Raw genomic sequence first — 17,969 nt, forward strand, 5'->3', positions numbered from 1 at the left:
TTCCTCCTTAGCTCAGTCGGTAGAGCATTCGGCTGTTAACCGAAGTGTCGTTGGTTCGAGTCCAACAGGGGGAGTTTTTTATGGAAATGTTAGGCTCCATGGTCAAGCGGTCAAGACACCGCCCTTTCACGGCGGTAACAGGGGTTCAAATCCCCTTGGAGTCACTGAGAAAATTAAATAAAATGGCAATTTGGTGTGGCTTTACTCTGACATTTGGTGTATAATACAGTTTATAAGTATTGTGCCGATGTGGCTCAATTGGCAGAGCAGCTGATTTGTAATCAGCAGGTTATCGGTTCGAGTCCGATCATCGGCTTTTTGGACCTTTAGCTCAGTTGGTTAGAGCAACCGGCTCATAACCGGTCGGTCCTGGGTTCGAGTCCCCGAAGGTCCATTTAATTTAATATTCTTCTGGCCCGGTGGCTCAGTTGGTTGGAGCGCCGCCCTGTCACGGCGGAGGTCGAGAGTTCGAGTCTCTTCCGGGTCGCTGCTGTTGAAAATTAACACTAATTTAATATTATGGGATCTTAGCTCAGCTGGGAGAGCATCTGCCTTACAAGCAGAGGGTCATAGGTTCGAGCCCTATAGGTCCCATATGCCGCAGTGGCGGAACTGGCAGACGCCCGGGACTTAAAATCCCGTGGGTAGTGATACCCGTACCGGTTCGATTCCGGTCTGCGGCATGACCTGAAACCCTTGATTTTCAAGGGTTTTTTTGATGTCTGGATATATTTACACCCTTCTGGAACACCTCTTATTTAACCCCAAAATGGATTTTGACATCAGATTTGACAGCAGATACAAAATATTTAAGCAGCTTCAAAATAATATTCTGGTATAATATTCACTTTTTTTATAGCTGGAAACTGGAATTTCCATGCTTGAAAGTTTCAAAGGTTGCGCTTTCAAAAATAAAAGTAAAATAATAGCTTGCTTTACGTAGTCAGCTGCAATATTATTAAAATATTACTGTAGATGAAAAGAATCTGACAGGAGGTAGCAACTTGATTAGACAGGAAGTATTAATGCTATTTGTACAAGGGACTAAAAAAATATTAAAAAATAATCTATCCAAACTTATTGTCTATGGTTCTTATGCCCGTGGAGATTATAAGGAAAATTCGGATATTGATGTTATGATATTAACACCTCTTTCAAAAGAAGAAATAGAGCAGGTCGAAAACAGTATTTTTGATCTGGCGTTTGATCTAGAACTGGAGTCAGGGATTGTAATAAATCCAGTTCTGGAGAATGAAGCACATTACAGATACTGGCTGGGAGCATTGCCGTTTTATGATAATGTAGAGAAGGAGGGAATTGTAATTGGATGAGAGACAAAAAGATTTAAGCAATTATCGAATTACACAAGCTGATGATAGTCTGAAAGTAGCTGACTATTGTTTAAAAGAAACCAACGAGTCTATTTATATCACCCAAAATGATGAGGGAGATATGGTAATTAAGAGTATTGATACATATGAAAAGCGTGAACAGTTACTTCGGTTACGTGCCAGAGTACTTCAGGCTGAGTGGGAAAGAATAGATGGTGCCAAAACTATGAGTGCAACTGAAGCACGAAAAAATTTGAGAGAGAGACTCGGAGAGCTGTAGAGTTGACTGTCTGGATAGATACATGTGAAGTCACTGGCAACGTTCCGCGAGGTGTTTTTTGTGGACAAAGTAAGCAATAACATTTTCTCTTCATTTACTGGCACAAGTAATAGTGCAAACCGGTTTTGGATGGATTATTATTAGTATAGAGAATACATGGTCAATGGAAGGAGAATTTTTTCCAATATGTGTTCTTTACAAGAATCGAAAACAAAAACAGGTTTTGCGGAGGATGTGTATGAAGCAGGATAAAAAAGAGAAGCGGAACAATATATTATATTCGGTATTAGGTTTCGTCCTGGGCATTGCCATGTGTGGTATAGGAATATATGGTATGATTTTAAACAGAATTGAAAGCCAGGAGTACAAAAACACTACAGACAAACGAGAGGTTATTGCAGTTGTAGAATCCTGCCGTGAGATTGATAACAGTGATGATAAAGACAAAAATAAAAAGAATTCAAGATCAGTAAAATATCGGACCAAATTGGCATTTGAGGTTGATGGAAAAGCTTATGAAGGAGAAGAAACCTATAATCAGAAAGTATACGTTGGTGATAAAGTTAAGGTCGAGGTTTATCGGACTTCAAAAGGAATTTATAAACTCCGCCCATATAACAATTTGGTAAATTTTGTGTTTTATTGTGTGGCAATTCCATTAGGCTTTATCATTGTAATAGCCTCTGTTTACAGTATAGGGCTGACCGTCAAAAAAAAGAATAAGATCATAGGATTCAGAAATGCTCCCTACTGGGCAGGAATGTGAAAGAACAAAAACCTGTCATTCAGAAGGGAGCATTTTATAATTGTGAATAAGTAGGATCAATCAAAATCTCTGGTAATGTTTGTAAGCCATTTTCTTCTGAAATAGTGAATAAATACCACAGGCATTTTTTCAAGTTCATCCAAAGACATTACAAAGTATACCCAGATAGGCGGCAGTTTAAAAACATATGCGGCAAGAAATGTGAGAGGAACTGCTACAAGCCACATAAATATGGAATCAACGATCATTCCAAATCTGGAATCACCACCACCTCTGAAGCAGCCGCATATAAGACAGGTATTAATACCTTCTCCAACAAGACGCCAGGTCGTCATAATGATAAAAACGCCAAGATAATAAATGGCCGTTTCTGTCAGCTTATCCCGATAAAAATCCAGTATCAGGGGGCGAATCGCCAGAATAACGGCACATCCGATCAGGCTTACAATAATGGTTATTCTGAGCATCCGTTTCCCATATTCTCTGGCTGTATCAATGTGATTTTTCCCCAGCTCCTGACTGATAATAATGGTAGTAGCGTTGGCAAAACCCCGACAGGCGATAGCACCAATGTTTACCACCATAACAGCGACGGCATTTGCAGCAACCATATCATTACCAATATGCCCAAGAATTGCTGCGAATGCGGAACTGGCAAAGCTCCAGACGAGGTCATTTATTACGGCTGGAGTTGCAATTTTCATAAAATCCTGGAACAGGATCCCCGATTTCGCAAAGAAGTATTTTATTCGGAATCTCACATTTGATTTGTTCAAGGAGTAGATGAGACAAATCAATACCTCTGCGATTCTGGCAATCACAGTACCAAGAGCAACACCGGTAACGCCAAGCTTTGGAAGTCCAAATAAGCCAAAGATGAAGGTGGCATTACAAAGTACATTGACACAAAGGGAGACAATGTATGTAACAGAAGGCAGCATTATCTTTCCGATACTTCGAAGGGCACTCATAAAAACCTGAGAGAATCCCATAAACATAAGTGAAAATGAAAGTACCCTCAAATACTCACTTCCAGCAGCAATTGTATCAGGATTGTCTGTAAAAATCTTCATAACCGTAGTTGGCATGGAAAAGGAGATAAGGAAAAATATCAGAGAGATAATTAAGGTGCATCGCTCTGCTAAGCCGAGAATCTTTTCTACAGTCTTTTTATCACCTTTTCCCCAGTACTGGGCACACAAAACGGAAGTACCGGTGGCCATACCATAATATAGACAAAAAAGAATAAAAGTATATTGGTTAGCAAGCGATGAAGCCGACATGGCAGTCTGGCTTACATATCCAAGCATTACAGTATCAGCAATATTCACCAATGTTGAAATCAAATTTTGAATCATAATTGGAAATGCCAATATTGATGCATATTTTAAGAAATCTTTTTTATTTAGCATGTTACAGTTTTCCTTAGTTCTTACAATTTATAATATGATGATACCAGGGTCAAAAGGTCAGAAAGCCGATGCAAGCTTGCTTGCAAGAGGCTTTTTGACCTCTTGACCCGCCAAAAACATGAGTAAGTAGCCATTTTTCAAAGAAAAATGAGCGGATTACGAATGTTTTGGAGGATTGCGGGAGCAGCGTAGCTGCGTAGCAATCCGGGTATCAAATGAGTGTCAAAAGACCTTTTGACACTCATATCATTTTATTACAATCAATGAAACAGAGAAAGTGATAAATTATAGTTTAACATATCCGATTAGAATATGCTATATAAAATGTTAAAATAGGACATTGTGAAATTACTTTTTTTTAGCTAAAATGTGAGTGTGCAAAACTTTTGGTTGGGAGTGTGAGAATATGACAAAAGATCTGACTACTGGGAAAATCATGCCCATTCTTGTTAATTTTACAGTGCCTCTTGTTTTGGGAAATTTGTTTCAGCTGACCTATAATGCAGTTGACAGCATTATTGTAGGGCATTTTGTAGGAAAGGAGGCCCTGGCGGCTGTGGGAATCTGTAATCCGGTCAGTACGTTGATGATACTATTTCTGAACGGATTGTGTATGGGAGCCAGTATCCTGATGGGGATTCAGTATGGAGCGAAAGATTATGAGACTTTGCATAGACAAATCAGTACAACTCTGTTGTCTGGTGCGTTTTTTTCATTTTTTCTCACATTGGTTTGTGTAATATTTGCTGTACCCATTCTGCTGTTATTGCAGGTGGATCCATCTATTATGAGTATGACAGTGCAATATTTGCGGATTATTTTTCTGGGATTAATGTTTACATTTTTATACAACTTTTTTTCAAGCACCTTAAGGGCATTGGGAGACAGTGCATCCCCCTTGTACTTTCTGATTATCAGTGCAATTCTGAACATTTTCGGAGACCTGTTTTTTGTTATTGTATTAAAGGCTGGAAGTAATGGATGTGCAATTTCCACAGTACTCAGTGAGGCGCTCTGCTGTCTGTTTTGTATTATCTATATACAGAAAAAAGTACCAATTCTTCGGCTTGGGAAGAAATGGCTGGTTTTTGATGCCAGGCTTTTGAAAAAAACCATTGCTTACGGGTGGGCATCTGCCATGCAGCAGGCAACTGTACAGATGGGAAAAATCGCAATACAGGCACTGGTTAATACAATGGGAGTATCGGTAGCAGCAGCCTTTGCAGTGGTTAATCGCATTGATGATTTTGCCATCACACCGGAACAGAATATTGCCCATGCGATGACCGCATTAATGGCTCAGAATAAAGGAGCTGGAAAAAATGACCGTATGAGGGAAGGCTTCCGATGTGGAATGATACTGGAGCTTGTTTATGGAGCAGCAGTTATGCTGATCTGTCTGGGATTTGCCAGACCATTGATGTCATTATTTGTAAAAGATGAGGAAGTTATCGGACATGGAGTGGTTTATCTCCACTTGATTGCGGGAATGTATATTCTTCCCGCTATCACAAATTCGCTTCAGGGCTTTTTCCGTGGAATCGGAGATCTGAAGGTGACCTTGATGAGCAGTTTTACCAATATGACAGTCCGTGTCATTGCAGCGGCACCGATGGTTTTGTTATGGAATTTTGGTATTGAGGCACTGCCATATTCCTATCTGGCAGGATGGATTGCCATGCTGCTTGTAGAGACACCTTTGATGCTTCGAATTTACCGAAAAAAGTAAAAGAAAGGACATCCTGAAAAAACGGATGTCCTTTTTATGAAAAGAAGTGCATATTATTTGCGAAAGAGACGTTTGACAAAAGCCAGAAGATCAAAATGCCGAGTCTTCGTATAGTCATTTATAAAATTGTCACAATACATATAACGTTCTGATATGATCCATTCTGGAACGGGAAGTGCATCCAGGGAACTTGTATATTCTGCGAATTTCATATTCACGCCTCCTTTAATTTGTTTTTTAAGTTACTTATATTCTAGCACAAAATTAAGGAAAAACTATGGGGGCGGATTCTAAAAATCAAGTGGAAAATATGTGCTGCCAACACAAAATATATGATATAATAAAGGAAAAATTTGAACATTTTACAGAATGGGTTAGGGTAACAAAAAGGGAGGTTTTATGAGTTTTACAATACAGGATATGATGCTGACAGCAGAAACAAGATATGAAATGAAGTTTCTGGCCGGAAAAAATGGATGGTCCAATTCAATCAGCTGGGTACATCTTCTGGAGGATACAACGATCATACAGAATTTCTGGGGAAAGGAGCTTGCAGTGACAACCGGGCTTGGCTTTCCGGAAAAAGAAGACTGGATGCATCTGGCACAGCAGCTGAACCGGTATCATGCATCAGGGCTTGTTATCAATGTGGGACAGTACATTTATGAGGTGCCGGAAGAATTGAAAGCATACTGTGATGAAAATGACCTTCCGCTACTGACTGTGCCCTGGGAAGTGCATTTATCAGATATGATAAAAGACTTCAGTATTCATGTATTTTTGCAGGATACTACAGATGAGCAGATCGCATCCGCCCTGATTGCAGCTATTGAGACTCCGGATAATCAGGATGCATATAGAAAAGATTTATTACAGTATTTTGATGTAGATGGAAGCTTTCAGGTGCTGCTGATGACTTGTGAGGGGCTGGACTCCATGGACACAGTGGAGCGAAAAAAGCTGTCTTATCGAATACAGGTATATCTGGAGGATATCACTCACAATGGAAGCTTTTTTTATTACAACTCTGATTTTGTGCTGGTAGCGAATGCGCTTTCGGAAGAGTATTTGTGCCGCCTTGTAGAGGGTGCCATAAAAAGAGGAAAAAGACGTATGCCTGGACTGCAATTGTGCGTGGGAATCGGGAGCAGATGTATGGATATTTCCCAGCTTTCGGTAAGCTATCAGAGAGCGAAGGCGGCAGCACACATAGCGATGACACAAAAGAAGCAGGTGGTAAAGTTTGATGACTGCGGGTTGTTCCGTCTGCTTTATATGGTGAAAGATAAAGAAATACTGAAGGAAATGGAAACAGAATGTCTGGCAGCATTGGAAGAATACGACAGAAGATATCATGCCGGTTATGTGGAAACTCTTCAGTCATATCTGAAGCATAATGGAAGTATTCAGGCTGTGGCAGCAGAATTGTATACGCATCGCAATACGGTGCTGTACCGTATCGGAAATATCAGGAAAATTCTGGGAAATGAGTTGAAAACGCCGGAAGAGAGACTGCCCTATCAGATTGCATTTTATATCAGAAATATGCATGGGCAGATATAAGTATTGCGCAGTAATGTTTTTCTTGTGCATAGTGTAGCGCAGTCGTATATATAGAAGCAGTTTTTTTACATAAGTAAGATTGTAAAAAAGCAATCAAGGCAGGAAGGAATGGACATATTGCAAAACCAATCAATGTTGATGTAATTCTGGAAAATCTGGACCGGATTTTGGGAAGATAAAGCGGATAAAATGAAGGGGAAATACGTGTGAAAAGCACATAAAATAATGCAGGTCTTGTTCAGACCTGCATTATTTTATGCAACAGGGCGGAGTGTAAATTACTTTGTGTAAACCTCTCAGATTGATGATGAAATCGTAGGTTTATAGAATGCAAAAATTCCTACCAGACAGTATTTTTTCTATTATCTGGAAAATTTATCACCGTAATGAATATGCATGTCCTTCCAGTCCATAAACAATACATAAAATACTTTTCCGTATTGCTGGCTTTCTACGATTCTTCCATGGTCAAGCACAGAGAGGTAAGAGCCGTCAGCTTTTCGAAGATGAAAATGAATATAGTCATTTTCATTACCACTGTCAATCTGTTCCCAGATGCTTGCTTCTATCTGTTTCTGCTCATCCTCCCGAATCAGGTTATGAAAGCTTTTGTTTGTAAGTCGAAAGAGTTCGCCCATATCTTTATATCCGGTCATATGAAGAAACTCCTGGTTGGCATAGAACAGCTCATCATCTTCTTTGTCTGCTCTGTATATGATAAATGCACCAGGAAGATGCTCCGAGACATCCTTAAGCGCAAATCCCAGCTGTTTGCGGACTCCTGACTGAAGGCCTTTTCTGTAAGCCATACATCCGTTTTTTCCGTGAAGCTTTATTTCATAAAGGGCTGCATCTGCACAGCGCATAAGCTGTGAATGGTTGGAGGCAAATGCCGGATATTCCGCATATCCAAGAGAAATAGAAAAGTGATGTTCTGTTCCCTTGTACGAGAAGGTCTTAGGCAGTCTGGTGAATTGATTCAGCTTTGCGTCTGCCTTTTCCAAGGTACAATCAGGCAGAAGAATACAGAACTCGTCACCACCGTTTCTTCCAAGCAGTACATCTGGTGGAAAAAAAGCTTTCATGTTGTCTGCCAGACTCTTTAAAGCCCTGTCTCCGTAAGCATGCCCATAGACATCATTAATAAACTTAAAGTCATCGATATCAAAAAGTGCAGCCACAAAATGTGTCTTCGGATTTTGGGCGATGATTTTTTCTGCTGCTTCATCAAATCCATAGCGGTTGTAAATATCGGTAAGGGAATCCGTGTGTGCCAGTATCTGAAATCTGTTTTTATTTTCTTTGGACACCAGCCATACCCGGGTAAGAACTGTCAGAAGCAGGATTACGGCAAGAAAAAAACCGGTGACTACAGCTATAAGTGTATTATTTCGCCATCCGCTTTGGGGGGGGTATTTCAAATCTCCAGTTCTCTGCGCCTATTTTAAAATCATAAGAGACCGGCTGGGTTAACGAACCATCTGACTGATAAATAACCTTATAAGTGTCGCTCCAGGGAGAAGCCGTCTTTGAAATTCTATATTCATATCCAAAATTTGAAAGAGCATAAATCGAGTCTGAGAAAATATCAGGAACACGCAGGATAACAATGGTAAATCCCCAGAAATACTCTTGTTTGTTTGTATCCGTCAGATAAACCGGATTGCGTACAGCAATTCCATAGTCTCCCTGTTTCAATTCGAAAGGGCCTTGTGTAATGACTGTGTGATTGTCTCGTGCGTAACCGGAAATCTCTCCACGGTCTTTATCATGAATCAGATCAATTTTACCTGCCTCATTTCCCTCAGCCGGATAAATATCTGTCACAACACCATCCGGAGCAAGCTGTACGCTTTCAATAGAAGCAGACATAAGATTTTCAGCAATCGTGTCAAACTGATTAATCTCTCCGTTTTCACTGATCAGGATCTGCTTTAGAGCATCCGTAATCTCAATTCCACTCGCAATCTCATTTTTTATGCGTTCCCCATAGGTTGTTGCGTTTAATTGTGCTGTTATGTGTCTCTCGTTCTTCTCGTGGGTGTCTGTTTTGTATACAATGAAACCAACAAGGCATATGCCCAGTAAAAAAATGATAAGAGGCACAAGTGTTTTTTTCTTCACCTGATTTACCTCGTTTTATCTGTCGGATTTTTTATGATAATGCATTATATCACAGAAGTTTAAAAAGAAAATAAATTTTCTGAAAAAAAAGACAATATATTTTTTTACTACGCTCTGGCGAAAGATAAAATGAGTCAAGTCGGAAGTTGATAAAGAATGAAATTTGGCTTATAATTTATTTTATACTAAAATAATGTCAGGAGGAGCAAGCAATGGATATTAATATGCAAAAAAGAAATGAAGTACTGGCTCAAAATGTGATCAAAGGGCTGGAATCCCGCAATATGTCAGGTTATTACGCCGCAGACAGAGAAGCTGCTGTAAAGCAGGCGCTGGAACTGATCCCGGAGGGCAGCAGTATCGCCATGGGTGGCTGCACAAGTGCTCATGAGATCGGACTGATCAAGGCGTTGGAGGATGGAAATTATAATTATATTAATCGTGCGAAAATGTCACCAAGAGAAAGCCTGATGGCAGCGTATGATGCGGATGTATTTCTTTCCAGCGCAAATGCCATTACCAGTGATGGTATTATGGTAAACATTGATGGAAATTCCAATCGGGTTTCCTGTATTGCCCAGGGACCGAAGAAGGTGGTTTTCATTGTGGGAATGAATAAGGTCTGTTCAGATCTTGATGCAGCTATGAAGCGGGCAAGAAATGTGGCAGCTCCGGCGAATGCACAGAGGTTTGAGGTGAAGACACCTTGCAAAACTGCAGGAAAATGCTTTGACTGTAAATCTCCGGATACGATTTGCTGTCAGTTTCTGATTACAAGATATTCCAGGCATAAAGATAGAATACATGTTATTCTTGTAAACGATATCCTTGGACTTTAAACGGTGCGCTTTATTATAATAGGGCATAGCTTAGAGCGTGCTTGAAAAATCATTTCCGCAGTCTGCACGCCCCACTTTGCAGAATGTCTTTTTCAATACACACTCCAAAAGAGCAAGTCAACGAACGGCCAGGAAAGGCGTAAATACACGCTTTCTCGGCCGCTTTTGTCGAATTATAGGGAAAGTTGTCGGACGATTTTTGTTGCAAAATCCTGATATAAAACGTAGAATAATGACGGTAAGTGTGAGAAAAATGGATTTTTTATCACTGCTTAAATTGTAACCCTAAAATAGCTTGGAATCACAGAAGAACAGCTTGTGTGATTCGGGAAAACGTTACCAATGAACCGTGATCTATAAGTACATATCAGGAGGAAATCAATAATGAAAATGACAACAAAAATGATTATGCTTCAGAACATTGAGAAAATGGTGATGGAGCAGCAGCGGGTGGATGAAAATGATTCCTACATCAGACAGGACAATGAGGATCTGAAGTATCTGGAGGAACGATATGACCAGTTGCAATTATCCCACACTGTAAAGCGTGTGATCGATGATTACATCGCCTGCCTGCAGACCCGGGACGAGAGATATTCAGATCTTGCTTATGCAGCTGGGATAAGGGATACTATAAGCTTACTGCAGGGGATGGGAATGCTGAATGGAACTGCTGCAATAAGTGGAAGTTTGTAAAAGTGAAATAAGTGAACTATAACTTTAGCGCATTAAAATGCAAATATTGTTATAAAGATAAAAGAGTTACTATAAGCATGACATCACCTGCGTGCAGGGATACTTGCGGAAATAGTAACTCTTTTGTGTATTAGAAGTTTTGTATCGTAGTATAAAAAATTGATACTCAGGTAATTTTTTCGGTATTTACATAAAGCTTCTTTTATGATGAAATAAAGTTGAGTAAATATATGTATGGAGGGGTGAGTTTATGTACAATATTTTGATTGTGGATGATGAAAAGAAAGAGCGGGAAGGAATTGCGCTTTTATTAAAAAGGTTTGGGTTTCCATTAAGAACAGCATTTGCGCAAAACGGAGAAGATGCGCTGAAAATAATGGAAAAAAATCATTTTGACATTCTGCTCACAGACATAAAAATGCCCTATATGGATGGAATCCAGCTTATACGTGAAACGCAGAAAAGAGGGCTGAATCCAATATGCATTATTTACAGTGCATATGGTGAATTTGAATATGCACAGAATGCCATTTCATTAGGGGTACAGGAATATCTTTTGAAGCCAGTTAAACTGGATGCGTTTAAGGCTCTTTTTGAAAAGATCATAGAGATCTGCCAGGAAAAAGAGATCGAAAAGAAAAATAGAAATGATATCATACAGGCGAAGGAAGAGGCCGCACAGCAAAAACTGAGCTGGAATCTGCTTAATTATCTGGAGTCCGAAGAACTGGAAGAGGGAACTTTAAATCATTGGGAAACTCTGGAAAATGAATTCATCAGTGTTGTGCAGAAAAAAATCTGTATACCTGTAATTATTTCCTGTTATTCTAATTTGTTTTCTATTGAATGGGAAGAGTACCTGAAAGATATCAGAGAATATTTTGGAAAAGAAACTGTGATCATTACAAACACAGATAACCAGATCGTAGTGTTATTGATCCGGGAAAGAGATTTTTATCGGACAGCAGAAACGAAAAAAGAATGTGAGATATTGATTGAAAAATCCCAGAAAAAATATCAGGTAAACATTTTTGTTGTACTGGGAAAAAAGACCGAAAGTCTTACAGAACTGAAAAAAGAATATACAGAATTGAAAGACCAGCTTGACTATCAATTTTTCGTATCCAAAAGTATGGTATTGGTTCATGATGAAGATTATTTTTTAAAAAAGGAAAATGATATGCTTTCCCTGTATTTTGAAAGGATATTTAACTGCGCCAGAATGCAGGATTATTCCGGAATAAAGAAGGAATTTGTGAAAGTATTTGCCTATATAATGAAGCAGACTGGCTTTAGTTCAATTTATGTAAAATATACTTTTACGGATGCGATGAAGCAGATCAGCGAGTATACAGACTCTAATGTGGACATGGTACCCTGTATTCAGAAAATATATCAGGCAAGGACACTGGAAGAGGTAAATAAGATAATCGAAAACGTTCTGGATAAAATGCAGGAAGAGAAAAAAGAAGAGGTAAAAGAAAACCGCCTGGTCCACATGGCAAAAGAACTGGTTTATGAAAAATACAGTGAAAGTGATTTAAATGTATCGTATATCGCAGAGCAGCTGCAGGTATCTTCTGCCTATCTAAGTACTTTATATAAAATGGAAACTGGAAAAAATCTGGTAAAATTTATTACCTGGTATCGTGTTGAAAAGTCAAAAGAACTTTTGCGTCAGACAAATATGAAAGTAAGTGATGTGGCGGAGAAGGTAGGATACCTGAATGTGTCTTACTACATTTCTATTTTCCGAAATCATGAAGGCTGCAGTCCGGTGCAGTACAGGGAAAGGGTGCAAAATGGTGAATAGGATAGCAAAAAAAATCAACAAACAATCATTTTTGAATAAAGTAAGGATCATTTACACGCTGTTAGTTATGCTTCCTGTGCTGGTTCTGGAGATATTTGTATTGTACTCATCTACAAATTTTATCAAGGAGCAGCAGCTTCTGGAAGCGAAAGAAACCATTGAGCGGAACCATCTGAATATTGAGAATCAGATAAAGATGTGCGAAAAATCCGTATTATATGTGACCTGCAACAGTGTACTAAGGGAATTTCTCGGCTTAGATGATTCTGAGTATAAGAAACGAATCCAGATGACTTCAAATGTAAATAACCTGATTTATAACGCCTGGCTTTCCAACAGCTATTTTTCGAAGATGGAGGTTTATTCCGATAAAAGGATTTCCAATAATGATGCAGTATTCAAAAACTCTTCCGACCTGGAAGATGACAGCTGGTATGAAGCGAGTTGGAACAGCGCGGATACCTTATGGTGGAATGAAAATGGAAAATATTTTATAACACGTAGAATTGCCATGAGTCTTCCCAACCGGGTATATGGTGTTCTTAGGGCAGAAGTGAAAGAAAAAGTCTTTTCTGACAGCATTTCTATGTTTTCGGAAATGCCAGTAGATATTCAGGTGAAAAATGGTCAGGCAGTGTTGTTGAGATACAATAATGAGGGAGAAGTTGACGAAAATAATGTCGGTTATGAAGAGAAAAGAGATTTAAAAGACACTGATTGGAAAATTATTTACAGAATTGATAACTCTTATTTTTCAAGTGCTTTTCATCCAAGGATCATTGGCTCTGTTGTGATTGTGGTTCTACTGTTGCTACTGGGATTTATAGGAGTTAATAAAAGTGCCAGATCTTTGCTGCACTATTTGTATCAGATTATTGACCATGTAAAGAAAGTAAAAGATGGAAATTTTGAGATTCAGATAGCAGAAAGTTCCCAGGATGAAATCGGGGAACTGGCTCGAAATATTAATAAAATGCTGCGGAAAATACAAACGCTTATCGATGAAGTATACAAGTCGAAGCTGGATAAAAAGAGTCTGGAACTGGATCTGCTTCAGTCAAAGATTAACCCGCATTTTCTTTATAACAATCTTTCCGCAATTAATTGGATAGCCATTGAAAAAGGGGAAGACAGAATCTACGAGATAACTACGGAACTGGCTACTTTTTACAGGACTGCTCTTAACAAGGGCATAAACGTAGACCATTTGAATGTAGAAGTGGAAAATATAAAGGCCTATGTGAAACTGCAGCTTATGGCGCACGATGAAGGCTTCGATGTTGAGTATAAAATTGAGCCCTCGCTTTTAAATCAGATGGTTCCAATTTTTATTTTGCAGCCTCTGGTGGAAAATGCAATTGAGCATGGCATTGACTGCATGAGAGAAAAAAGAGGAAAAATATCCATTGAGATTTATGCAGAAAATAATGAACTCTATATGACTGTCAGGGATAATGGACTTAAGTTGTATGAAAAAATTGGTCAGGGAAAAATGTCCCATGAAGAATTTGGTTATGGGGTAAGCAATGTTGACAAGAGAATTCGTATTCTGTGTGGGGAAGGATACGGTGTGGAAATTTTTGCAGGTCCGGGAGGAACTACCTCTATAATCAAATTACGAAGAGATTTTATTACACTGGAACGAAAAGTATAGGATATAAATCTTAAAAATTTGATAATGAGATAAGTTTTTTGTTATTTTTTTCGTATCCTGTGAACGTTATACTTAAAGCAACTTAAAAATAAACGAAAGGGGTAGCAAAAAAATGAAAAAGAAAGTGATTAGCATGTTTCTTACAGCATGCACTGTATCAGTAATGGTAGTTGGAGGCGGTTCCAATCTGGTTATGGCGGATGATGCAGAGACGGTAACCTTGATGGGATGGTATGATGAGGATGACATGAATCCTATTCTGGAAAAGGTAAATGAGCAGATGGATGGGAAGTATGTGATTGAGTACACATATGTTGCAAATACTGATTATAATAATGTACTTAGCACACAGCTTGCATCTGGAGAAGGCCCAGACATTATTATGGATGGAACAAACTATCCAGCCGAAATCAAAGCTGGTAACGTGGAAGACATTTCAGATTACGATTTTGTAAAAGAGTTTAATGAGGCTGGAATGTCGCTTTGCAGTGCTGATGGAAAAATTTATGGAATTCCTTCCTATGGATGGTTTTCCGGAATCTGGTGTAATGCTTCGATTCTTGAGGAATGTGGGGTGGAAATTCCCAAAACATTTGATGAGTTTGTAGCTGCTTGCGAGACTATTAATGAAAAAGGCTATACTGCATATGGTTTTGGGATTGCGGATGACTCAACTGCAACATCCAGCTTACTGGGGTATCTGGAAAATTCTTATTATCACAACAATGAAGAAGCAAACCCTGATGGAACAGATTTTGACACCAAATTTGCAATGGGCGAAGTAACTATGGACGGACATATTAACGACTGTGTTAATAAATGGTGTACATTAGTTGAAAAAGGACTGATCGCTTCTGAATCTCTGGGAATTTCCTGCCAGGAAATGCTGAATAGCTTTAAAAATGGAGAAGTGGCTTTTCTTCATGGAGGTCCATGGCAGTATACAGAGCTGAAAGAATCCGGAGTTAATTTTAAAATGCTTCCGCAGCTTAGCGAAACAGGAGAAAATGAATACGTTTTAGGTGGACCAGCTGCATGCTTCGGTATTAATGTAAATACGGAAAATCACGATGGTGCAGAAGCTGCTTTAACAGCATTGGCTTCCGTTGAAGTTCAGCAGGCATTTGCTGATGCAAATGTTGGCGGAACCAGCTATAGAAGCGGAGTTGAGGCTCAGATGCCGGAAGAGTATGAATATGTTGCAGATATTATTAACAATGGAAATATTGCATTCCCATCTGACAGATGGAGTGTAAATCTCCCAAGTCAGTCCTTGTTTGATGAGTTTACTGCTCAGCTTCAGGGTGTTATTTCCGGAGACATCAGTGGAGACGATCTTGTGAAAGCTATTGATACAAAAGCTGACTCAATCAGATATGAGTAAATTGTAATCATTTAACAAATTTAAAATTATTCATAATTTATTAAACAGATCCTGCATTTAGCAAATGAGCTTTTTGCAGGATCTGTTTTTGTGCAATAGAGCTTCCTGTTATCAATAGAATTAACAAAAGTAAATGGATATAAAAAAAACGATAGTCATATAAATTTTTTTGGATTTATGGAGAAAAAAATCAAATTTATAATAGAAATATAAAAAGAAGGAGGGCAAGGAGAGTATGAATGCCAATCATGTAAAACGAAATCTGCCATATATTATCATGGCAATACCTGCGGTTTCTATATTTTCTGTGTTTTTTATCATTCCGCTTATTTTTACTACAAAATACAGTTTTTATAACTGGACTAATTTTTCGCCGGATATTGTTTTTTCAGGACTGAAAAATTATAAACAGCTTTTGGCAGATGGAATTATTTTGAAAGGATTAAAGAATACCCTGGTATTTGCAATTCTTACAGTATCCATTCAAAGTTTAATTTCTCTTCCTGTATCAGTGCTTCTGAATTCCAAATTAAGAGGAAGAACAATTTACCGAGGAATCTTTTTTGCACCCGCAGTATTAAGCACCTTGGTTGTTGGATATCTTTGGAAATATATCCTGTCTGCAAGTGATTATGGTTTGATAAACCAGGTGCTTTTGAAACTGGGATTTGAAAAAATCAACTTTCTCGGAAATGGAAAAATCGCTATATTTTCCATAATTGCAATTTCAGTGTGGCAGTGGTTTGGATGGTCTATGGTAATTTACATAGGAAGTTTGCAAAGTATTAGTGGAGATCTTTATGAAGCTGCTTCTGTGGATGGAGCTAACAGTTGGCAGCAGTTTTGGCATATTACATTACCAGGGCTTGCACCTGCCATAAAAATTAATTTTGTAACAAGCACTATCTCAGGTCTGAAAGTATTTGATCTTGTCTTGTCAACTACGAACGGAGGTCCGGCACATCAGACAGAAACTATTCTGACATTGATGTACTCAAAATTTTCAGATGGAAATTTCGGTTATGCATCCGCTTTTGGAATTGTATTTCTGTTGATGACAATGGTTGTTTCCGCTGTAATGCTTGGAATATTTAAAAAATGGGAGGAGTATTTAAACTGATGAAAACGAAAAAAAATATTATGGAGATTTTGAAGCATGTTTATTTGCTAATTATCACGTTTATTGTTTTAACTCCTATTTATTATCTGCTTGTTACTACGTTTAAGTCAGGAACTGAAGCGGCTGCAAAGCCGATGGCACTTCCGTCTTCCTGGGATATTACACCATATATCAATGCGTTTGAAAAAATGCAGTATCCAAGAGCGTTTGGAAATACTCTTATTATTACAGTATGTGCGGTATTTGGCATTGTGATGAGCAGTACCATGTGTGGATATGTTTTAAACCGTAAAGAGAAAAGTAAAATTACAAAAATTATTTTTCTGGTAATTCTTTCCGGAATGATGTTTCCATACCAGATGGCAGTTCTTGGTCTGTACAAGCTGGTAAGAAGCCTGGATCTAATGAATACGCTGACAGCAGTTATTTTTATTGATATTGCTATCAATATTCCATTTGCTACTTTTTTAAAAGCAAAAACTTACTAAATTTCTGATTATCTTTTCATAAGTTGGTAAATGCCGATATATCCCGTATTTTAGGGCTTTATCGGTATTTTCTTTTCGGAAGATACCTTGCATAAGCTGGCATTTACCAGCATGAAAATGCAACCAAAAGTAGTAAATGAGTAGTAAATATACGCTCCGATATTAACAAGCCAGTCTTTCCAGTTCTGCTTTTGCAGATTGAAATGTACCGTGTGCGTAATAGCCAAGTGTCATGGTTATGTTGGCGTGTCCCATGAGATATTGCAGGGTGTTTGGGTTCATTCCTCTGTTTGCCATATTTGTACAATAAGTATGTCGGAATGAATGTGGTGTGATGTTCGGTAACTTGTCCGTGTGATATTTGTTATACTTCTTAATCAGCCCTCGCACCATACCCTCATAGTTTCCTGCAACCTTAGGCAAGCCCTCACGGTTTAAGAATAGGAAATTGCTGTAACCACCTACAATCAGCGGTTGTGCCTTTCCTCTGTTCTTTAGTATTCTTTGGATTGCTTGATAAGCCCGTTCTGTCAATGGAAGTTCCCGTTTTCCGTTTTTGGTTTTTGGCGTTTCAATATAGTAGCCGATTTCGCTGTCTTTCAATAACTGGTGGTCTATATTGAGTATTTTGTTCTGCATATCAATATGCGTCGTCAGTCCGCAAAATTCAGAAATACGAAGTCCCGTTTCCAACAGAAGCACAACCTCATCATAATACTTGCTGTAAATCTTATCCTTTTCCATAAAGGCAAGCAGGCGTTCTTCCTGCT

The 17,969-nt window shown here is 38.6% G+C and carries 17 protein-coding genes and 7 tRNA genes; 19 read left to right on the forward strand and 5 right to left on the reverse strand.

From position 1 onward, the window contains the following. Position 1 precedes the first annotated feature (1 nt). The 10 genes from I2D69_RS18295 to I2D69_RS18340 all read left to right on the forward strand — a co-directional run bounded on the left by I2D69_RS18295 (position 2) and on the right by I2D69_RS18340 (position 2,377). A tRNA-Asn gene (locus I2D69_RS18295) sits at positions 2 to 74 on the forward strand. Between the two features lie 18 nt (positions 75 to 92). Continuing rightward, positions 93 to 164, forward strand: a tRNA-Glu gene (locus I2D69_RS18300). 79 nt (positions 165 to 243) lie between these two features. After that, positions 244 to 316, forward strand: a tRNA-Thr gene (locus I2D69_RS18305). Between the two features lie 4 nt (positions 317 to 320). Then, positions 321 to 394: transfer RNA gene (locus I2D69_RS18310), tRNA-Ile, on the forward strand. Positions 395 to 413: 19 nt separating this feature from the next. Beyond that, positions 414 to 487 (forward strand) — tRNA-Asp (locus tag I2D69_RS18315). A gap of 34 nt (positions 488 to 521) precedes the next feature. Further along, positions 522 to 594 (forward strand) — tRNA-Val (locus I2D69_RS18320). Positions 595 to 597: 3 nt separating this feature from the next. Continuing rightward, a tRNA-Leu gene (locus I2D69_RS18325) sits at positions 598 to 683 on the forward strand. Positions 684 to 1,004: 321 nt separating this feature from the next. After that, positions 1,005 to 1,331 carry a nucleotidyltransferase domain-containing protein gene (locus I2D69_RS18330; RefSeq protein ID WP_306797107.1) on the forward strand — a complete coding sequence of 109 codons (327 nt, stop codon included), beginning with the start codon at positions 1,005 to 1,007 and terminating at the stop codon, positions 1,329 to 1,331. Further along, complete coding sequence (locus tag I2D69_RS18335) at positions 1,324 to 1,611, forward strand: hypothetical protein (RefSeq protein WP_330382821.1); 288 nt, start codon at positions 1,324 to 1,326, stop codon at positions 1,609 to 1,611. The genes I2D69_RS18330 and I2D69_RS18335 overlap by 8 nt, the downstream gene beginning before the upstream one ends. A gap of 238 nt (positions 1,612 to 1,849) precedes the next feature. Next, a complete protein-coding gene (locus I2D69_RS18340) occupies positions 1,850 to 2,377 on the forward strand; it encodes a hypothetical protein (protein ID WP_195380351.1) in 528 nt (175 codons plus the stop codon). A gap of 56 nt (positions 2,378 to 2,433) precedes the next feature. Here I2D69_RS18340 and I2D69_RS18345 read toward each other — a convergent pair whose 3' ends face one another. After that, positions 2,434 to 3,789, reverse strand: a complete 1,356-nt coding sequence (locus tag I2D69_RS18345; RefSeq protein ID WP_195380352.1) for an MATE family efflux transporter — start codon at positions 3,787 to 3,789, stop codon at positions 2,434 to 2,436. 406 nt (positions 3,790 to 4,195) lie between these two features. On the opposite strand from I2D69_RS18345, the gene I2D69_RS18350 reads away from it, so the two are divergent. Further along, positions 4,196 to 5,518 (forward strand): MATE family efflux transporter, encoded by a 1,323-nt coding sequence (locus tag I2D69_RS18350; protein ID WP_195380353.1) that lies wholly within the window; start codon positions 4,196 to 4,198, stop codon positions 5,516 to 5,518. A 53-nt stretch (positions 5,519 to 5,571) separates the two neighbouring features. On the opposite strand, the gene I2D69_RS18355 is transcribed toward I2D69_RS18350, so the two are convergent. After that, a complete protein-coding gene (locus tag I2D69_RS18355; protein WP_195380354.1) occupies positions 5,572 to 5,730 on the reverse strand; it encodes a hypothetical protein in 159 nt (52 codons plus the stop codon). A gap of 187 nt (positions 5,731 to 5,917) precedes the next feature. Between I2D69_RS18355 and I2D69_RS18360 the strand changes: the two genes are divergently transcribed. Next, entirely contained in the window at positions 5,918 to 7,081 is a 1,164-nt protein-coding gene (locus I2D69_RS18360; RefSeq protein WP_173719139.1) for a PucR family transcriptional regulator, read from the forward strand. Positions 7,082 to 7,443: 362 nt separating this feature from the next. On the opposite strand, the gene I2D69_RS18365 is transcribed toward I2D69_RS18360, so the two are convergent. Further along, entirely contained in the window at positions 7,444 to 8,502 is a 1,059-nt protein-coding gene (locus I2D69_RS18365; protein ID WP_173719140.1) for a diguanylate cyclase, read from the reverse strand. After that, the gene (locus tag I2D69_RS18370) at positions 8,468 to 9,205 is read right to left on the reverse strand and encodes a CHASE domain-containing protein (protein ID WP_173719141.1); all 738 of its coding nucleotides are present in this window, start codon (positions 9,203 to 9,205) and stop codon (positions 8,468 to 8,470) included. Before I2D69_RS18370 ends, I2D69_RS18365 begins: the two co-directional genes overlap by 35 nt. A 212-nt stretch (positions 9,206 to 9,417) precedes the next feature. Between I2D69_RS18370 and I2D69_RS18375 the strand changes: the two genes are divergently transcribed. The 7 genes from I2D69_RS18375 (at position 9,418) to I2D69_RS18405 (ending at position 17,199) form a co-directional block, all read left to right on the forward strand. Beyond that, positions 9,418 to 10,044: a lactate utilization protein gene (locus tag I2D69_RS18375; protein WP_173719142.1), complete on the forward strand. Its 627-nt coding sequence runs from the start codon at positions 9,418 to 9,420 to the stop codon at positions 10,042 to 10,044. Positions 10,045 to 10,428: 384 nt separating this feature from the next. After that, positions 10,429 to 10,740 (forward strand): hypothetical protein, encoded by a 312-nt coding sequence (locus tag I2D69_RS18380; protein ID WP_118581890.1) that lies wholly within the window; start codon positions 10,429 to 10,431, stop codon positions 10,738 to 10,740. Between the two features lie 250 nt (positions 10,741 to 10,990). Next, positions 10,991 to 12,553, forward strand: coding sequence for a response regulator (locus I2D69_RS18385; protein ID WP_195380355.1), 1,563 nt, complete (start codon positions 10,991 to 10,993; stop codon positions 12,551 to 12,553). Then, positions 12,543 to 14,207, forward strand: a complete 1,665-nt coding sequence (locus tag I2D69_RS18390) for a histidine kinase (RefSeq protein ID WP_195380356.1) — start codon at positions 12,543 to 12,545, stop codon at positions 14,205 to 14,207. The genes I2D69_RS18385 and I2D69_RS18390 overlap by 11 nt, the downstream gene beginning before the upstream one ends. A gap of 112 nt (positions 14,208 to 14,319) precedes the next feature. Further along, positions 14,320 to 15,591: an extracellular solute-binding protein gene (locus I2D69_RS18395; protein ID WP_118581882.1), complete on the forward strand. Its 1,272-nt coding sequence runs from the start codon at positions 14,320 to 14,322 to the stop codon at positions 15,589 to 15,591. A gap of 235 nt (positions 15,592 to 15,826) precedes the next feature. Next, the gene (locus tag I2D69_RS18400) at positions 15,827 to 16,711 is read left to right on the forward strand and encodes a sugar ABC transporter permease (RefSeq protein WP_173716997.1); all 885 of its coding nucleotides are present in this window, start codon (positions 15,827 to 15,829) and stop codon (positions 16,709 to 16,711) included. Next, positions 16,711 to 17,199: a carbohydrate ABC transporter permease gene (locus I2D69_RS18405; protein ID WP_195380357.1), complete on the forward strand. Its 489-nt coding sequence runs from the start codon at positions 16,711 to 16,713 to the stop codon at positions 17,197 to 17,199. The genes I2D69_RS18400 and I2D69_RS18405 overlap by 1 nt, the downstream gene beginning before the upstream one ends. Positions 17,200 to 17,361: 162 nt before the next feature. On the opposite strand, the gene I2D69_RS18410 is transcribed toward I2D69_RS18405, so the two are convergent. Further along, positions 17,362 to 17,969, reverse strand: a 608-nt coding sequence (locus tag I2D69_RS18410; protein WP_161330032.1) for a site-specific integrase, incomplete at its 5' end; no start/stop codon positions are given.

Source organism: Ruminococcus sp. D54t1_190329_F1 (assembly GCF_015551645.1).
Taxonomy (GTDB): domain Bacteria; phylum Bacillota; class Clostridia; order Lachnospirales; family Lachnospiraceae; genus Blautia_A; species Blautia_A faecis.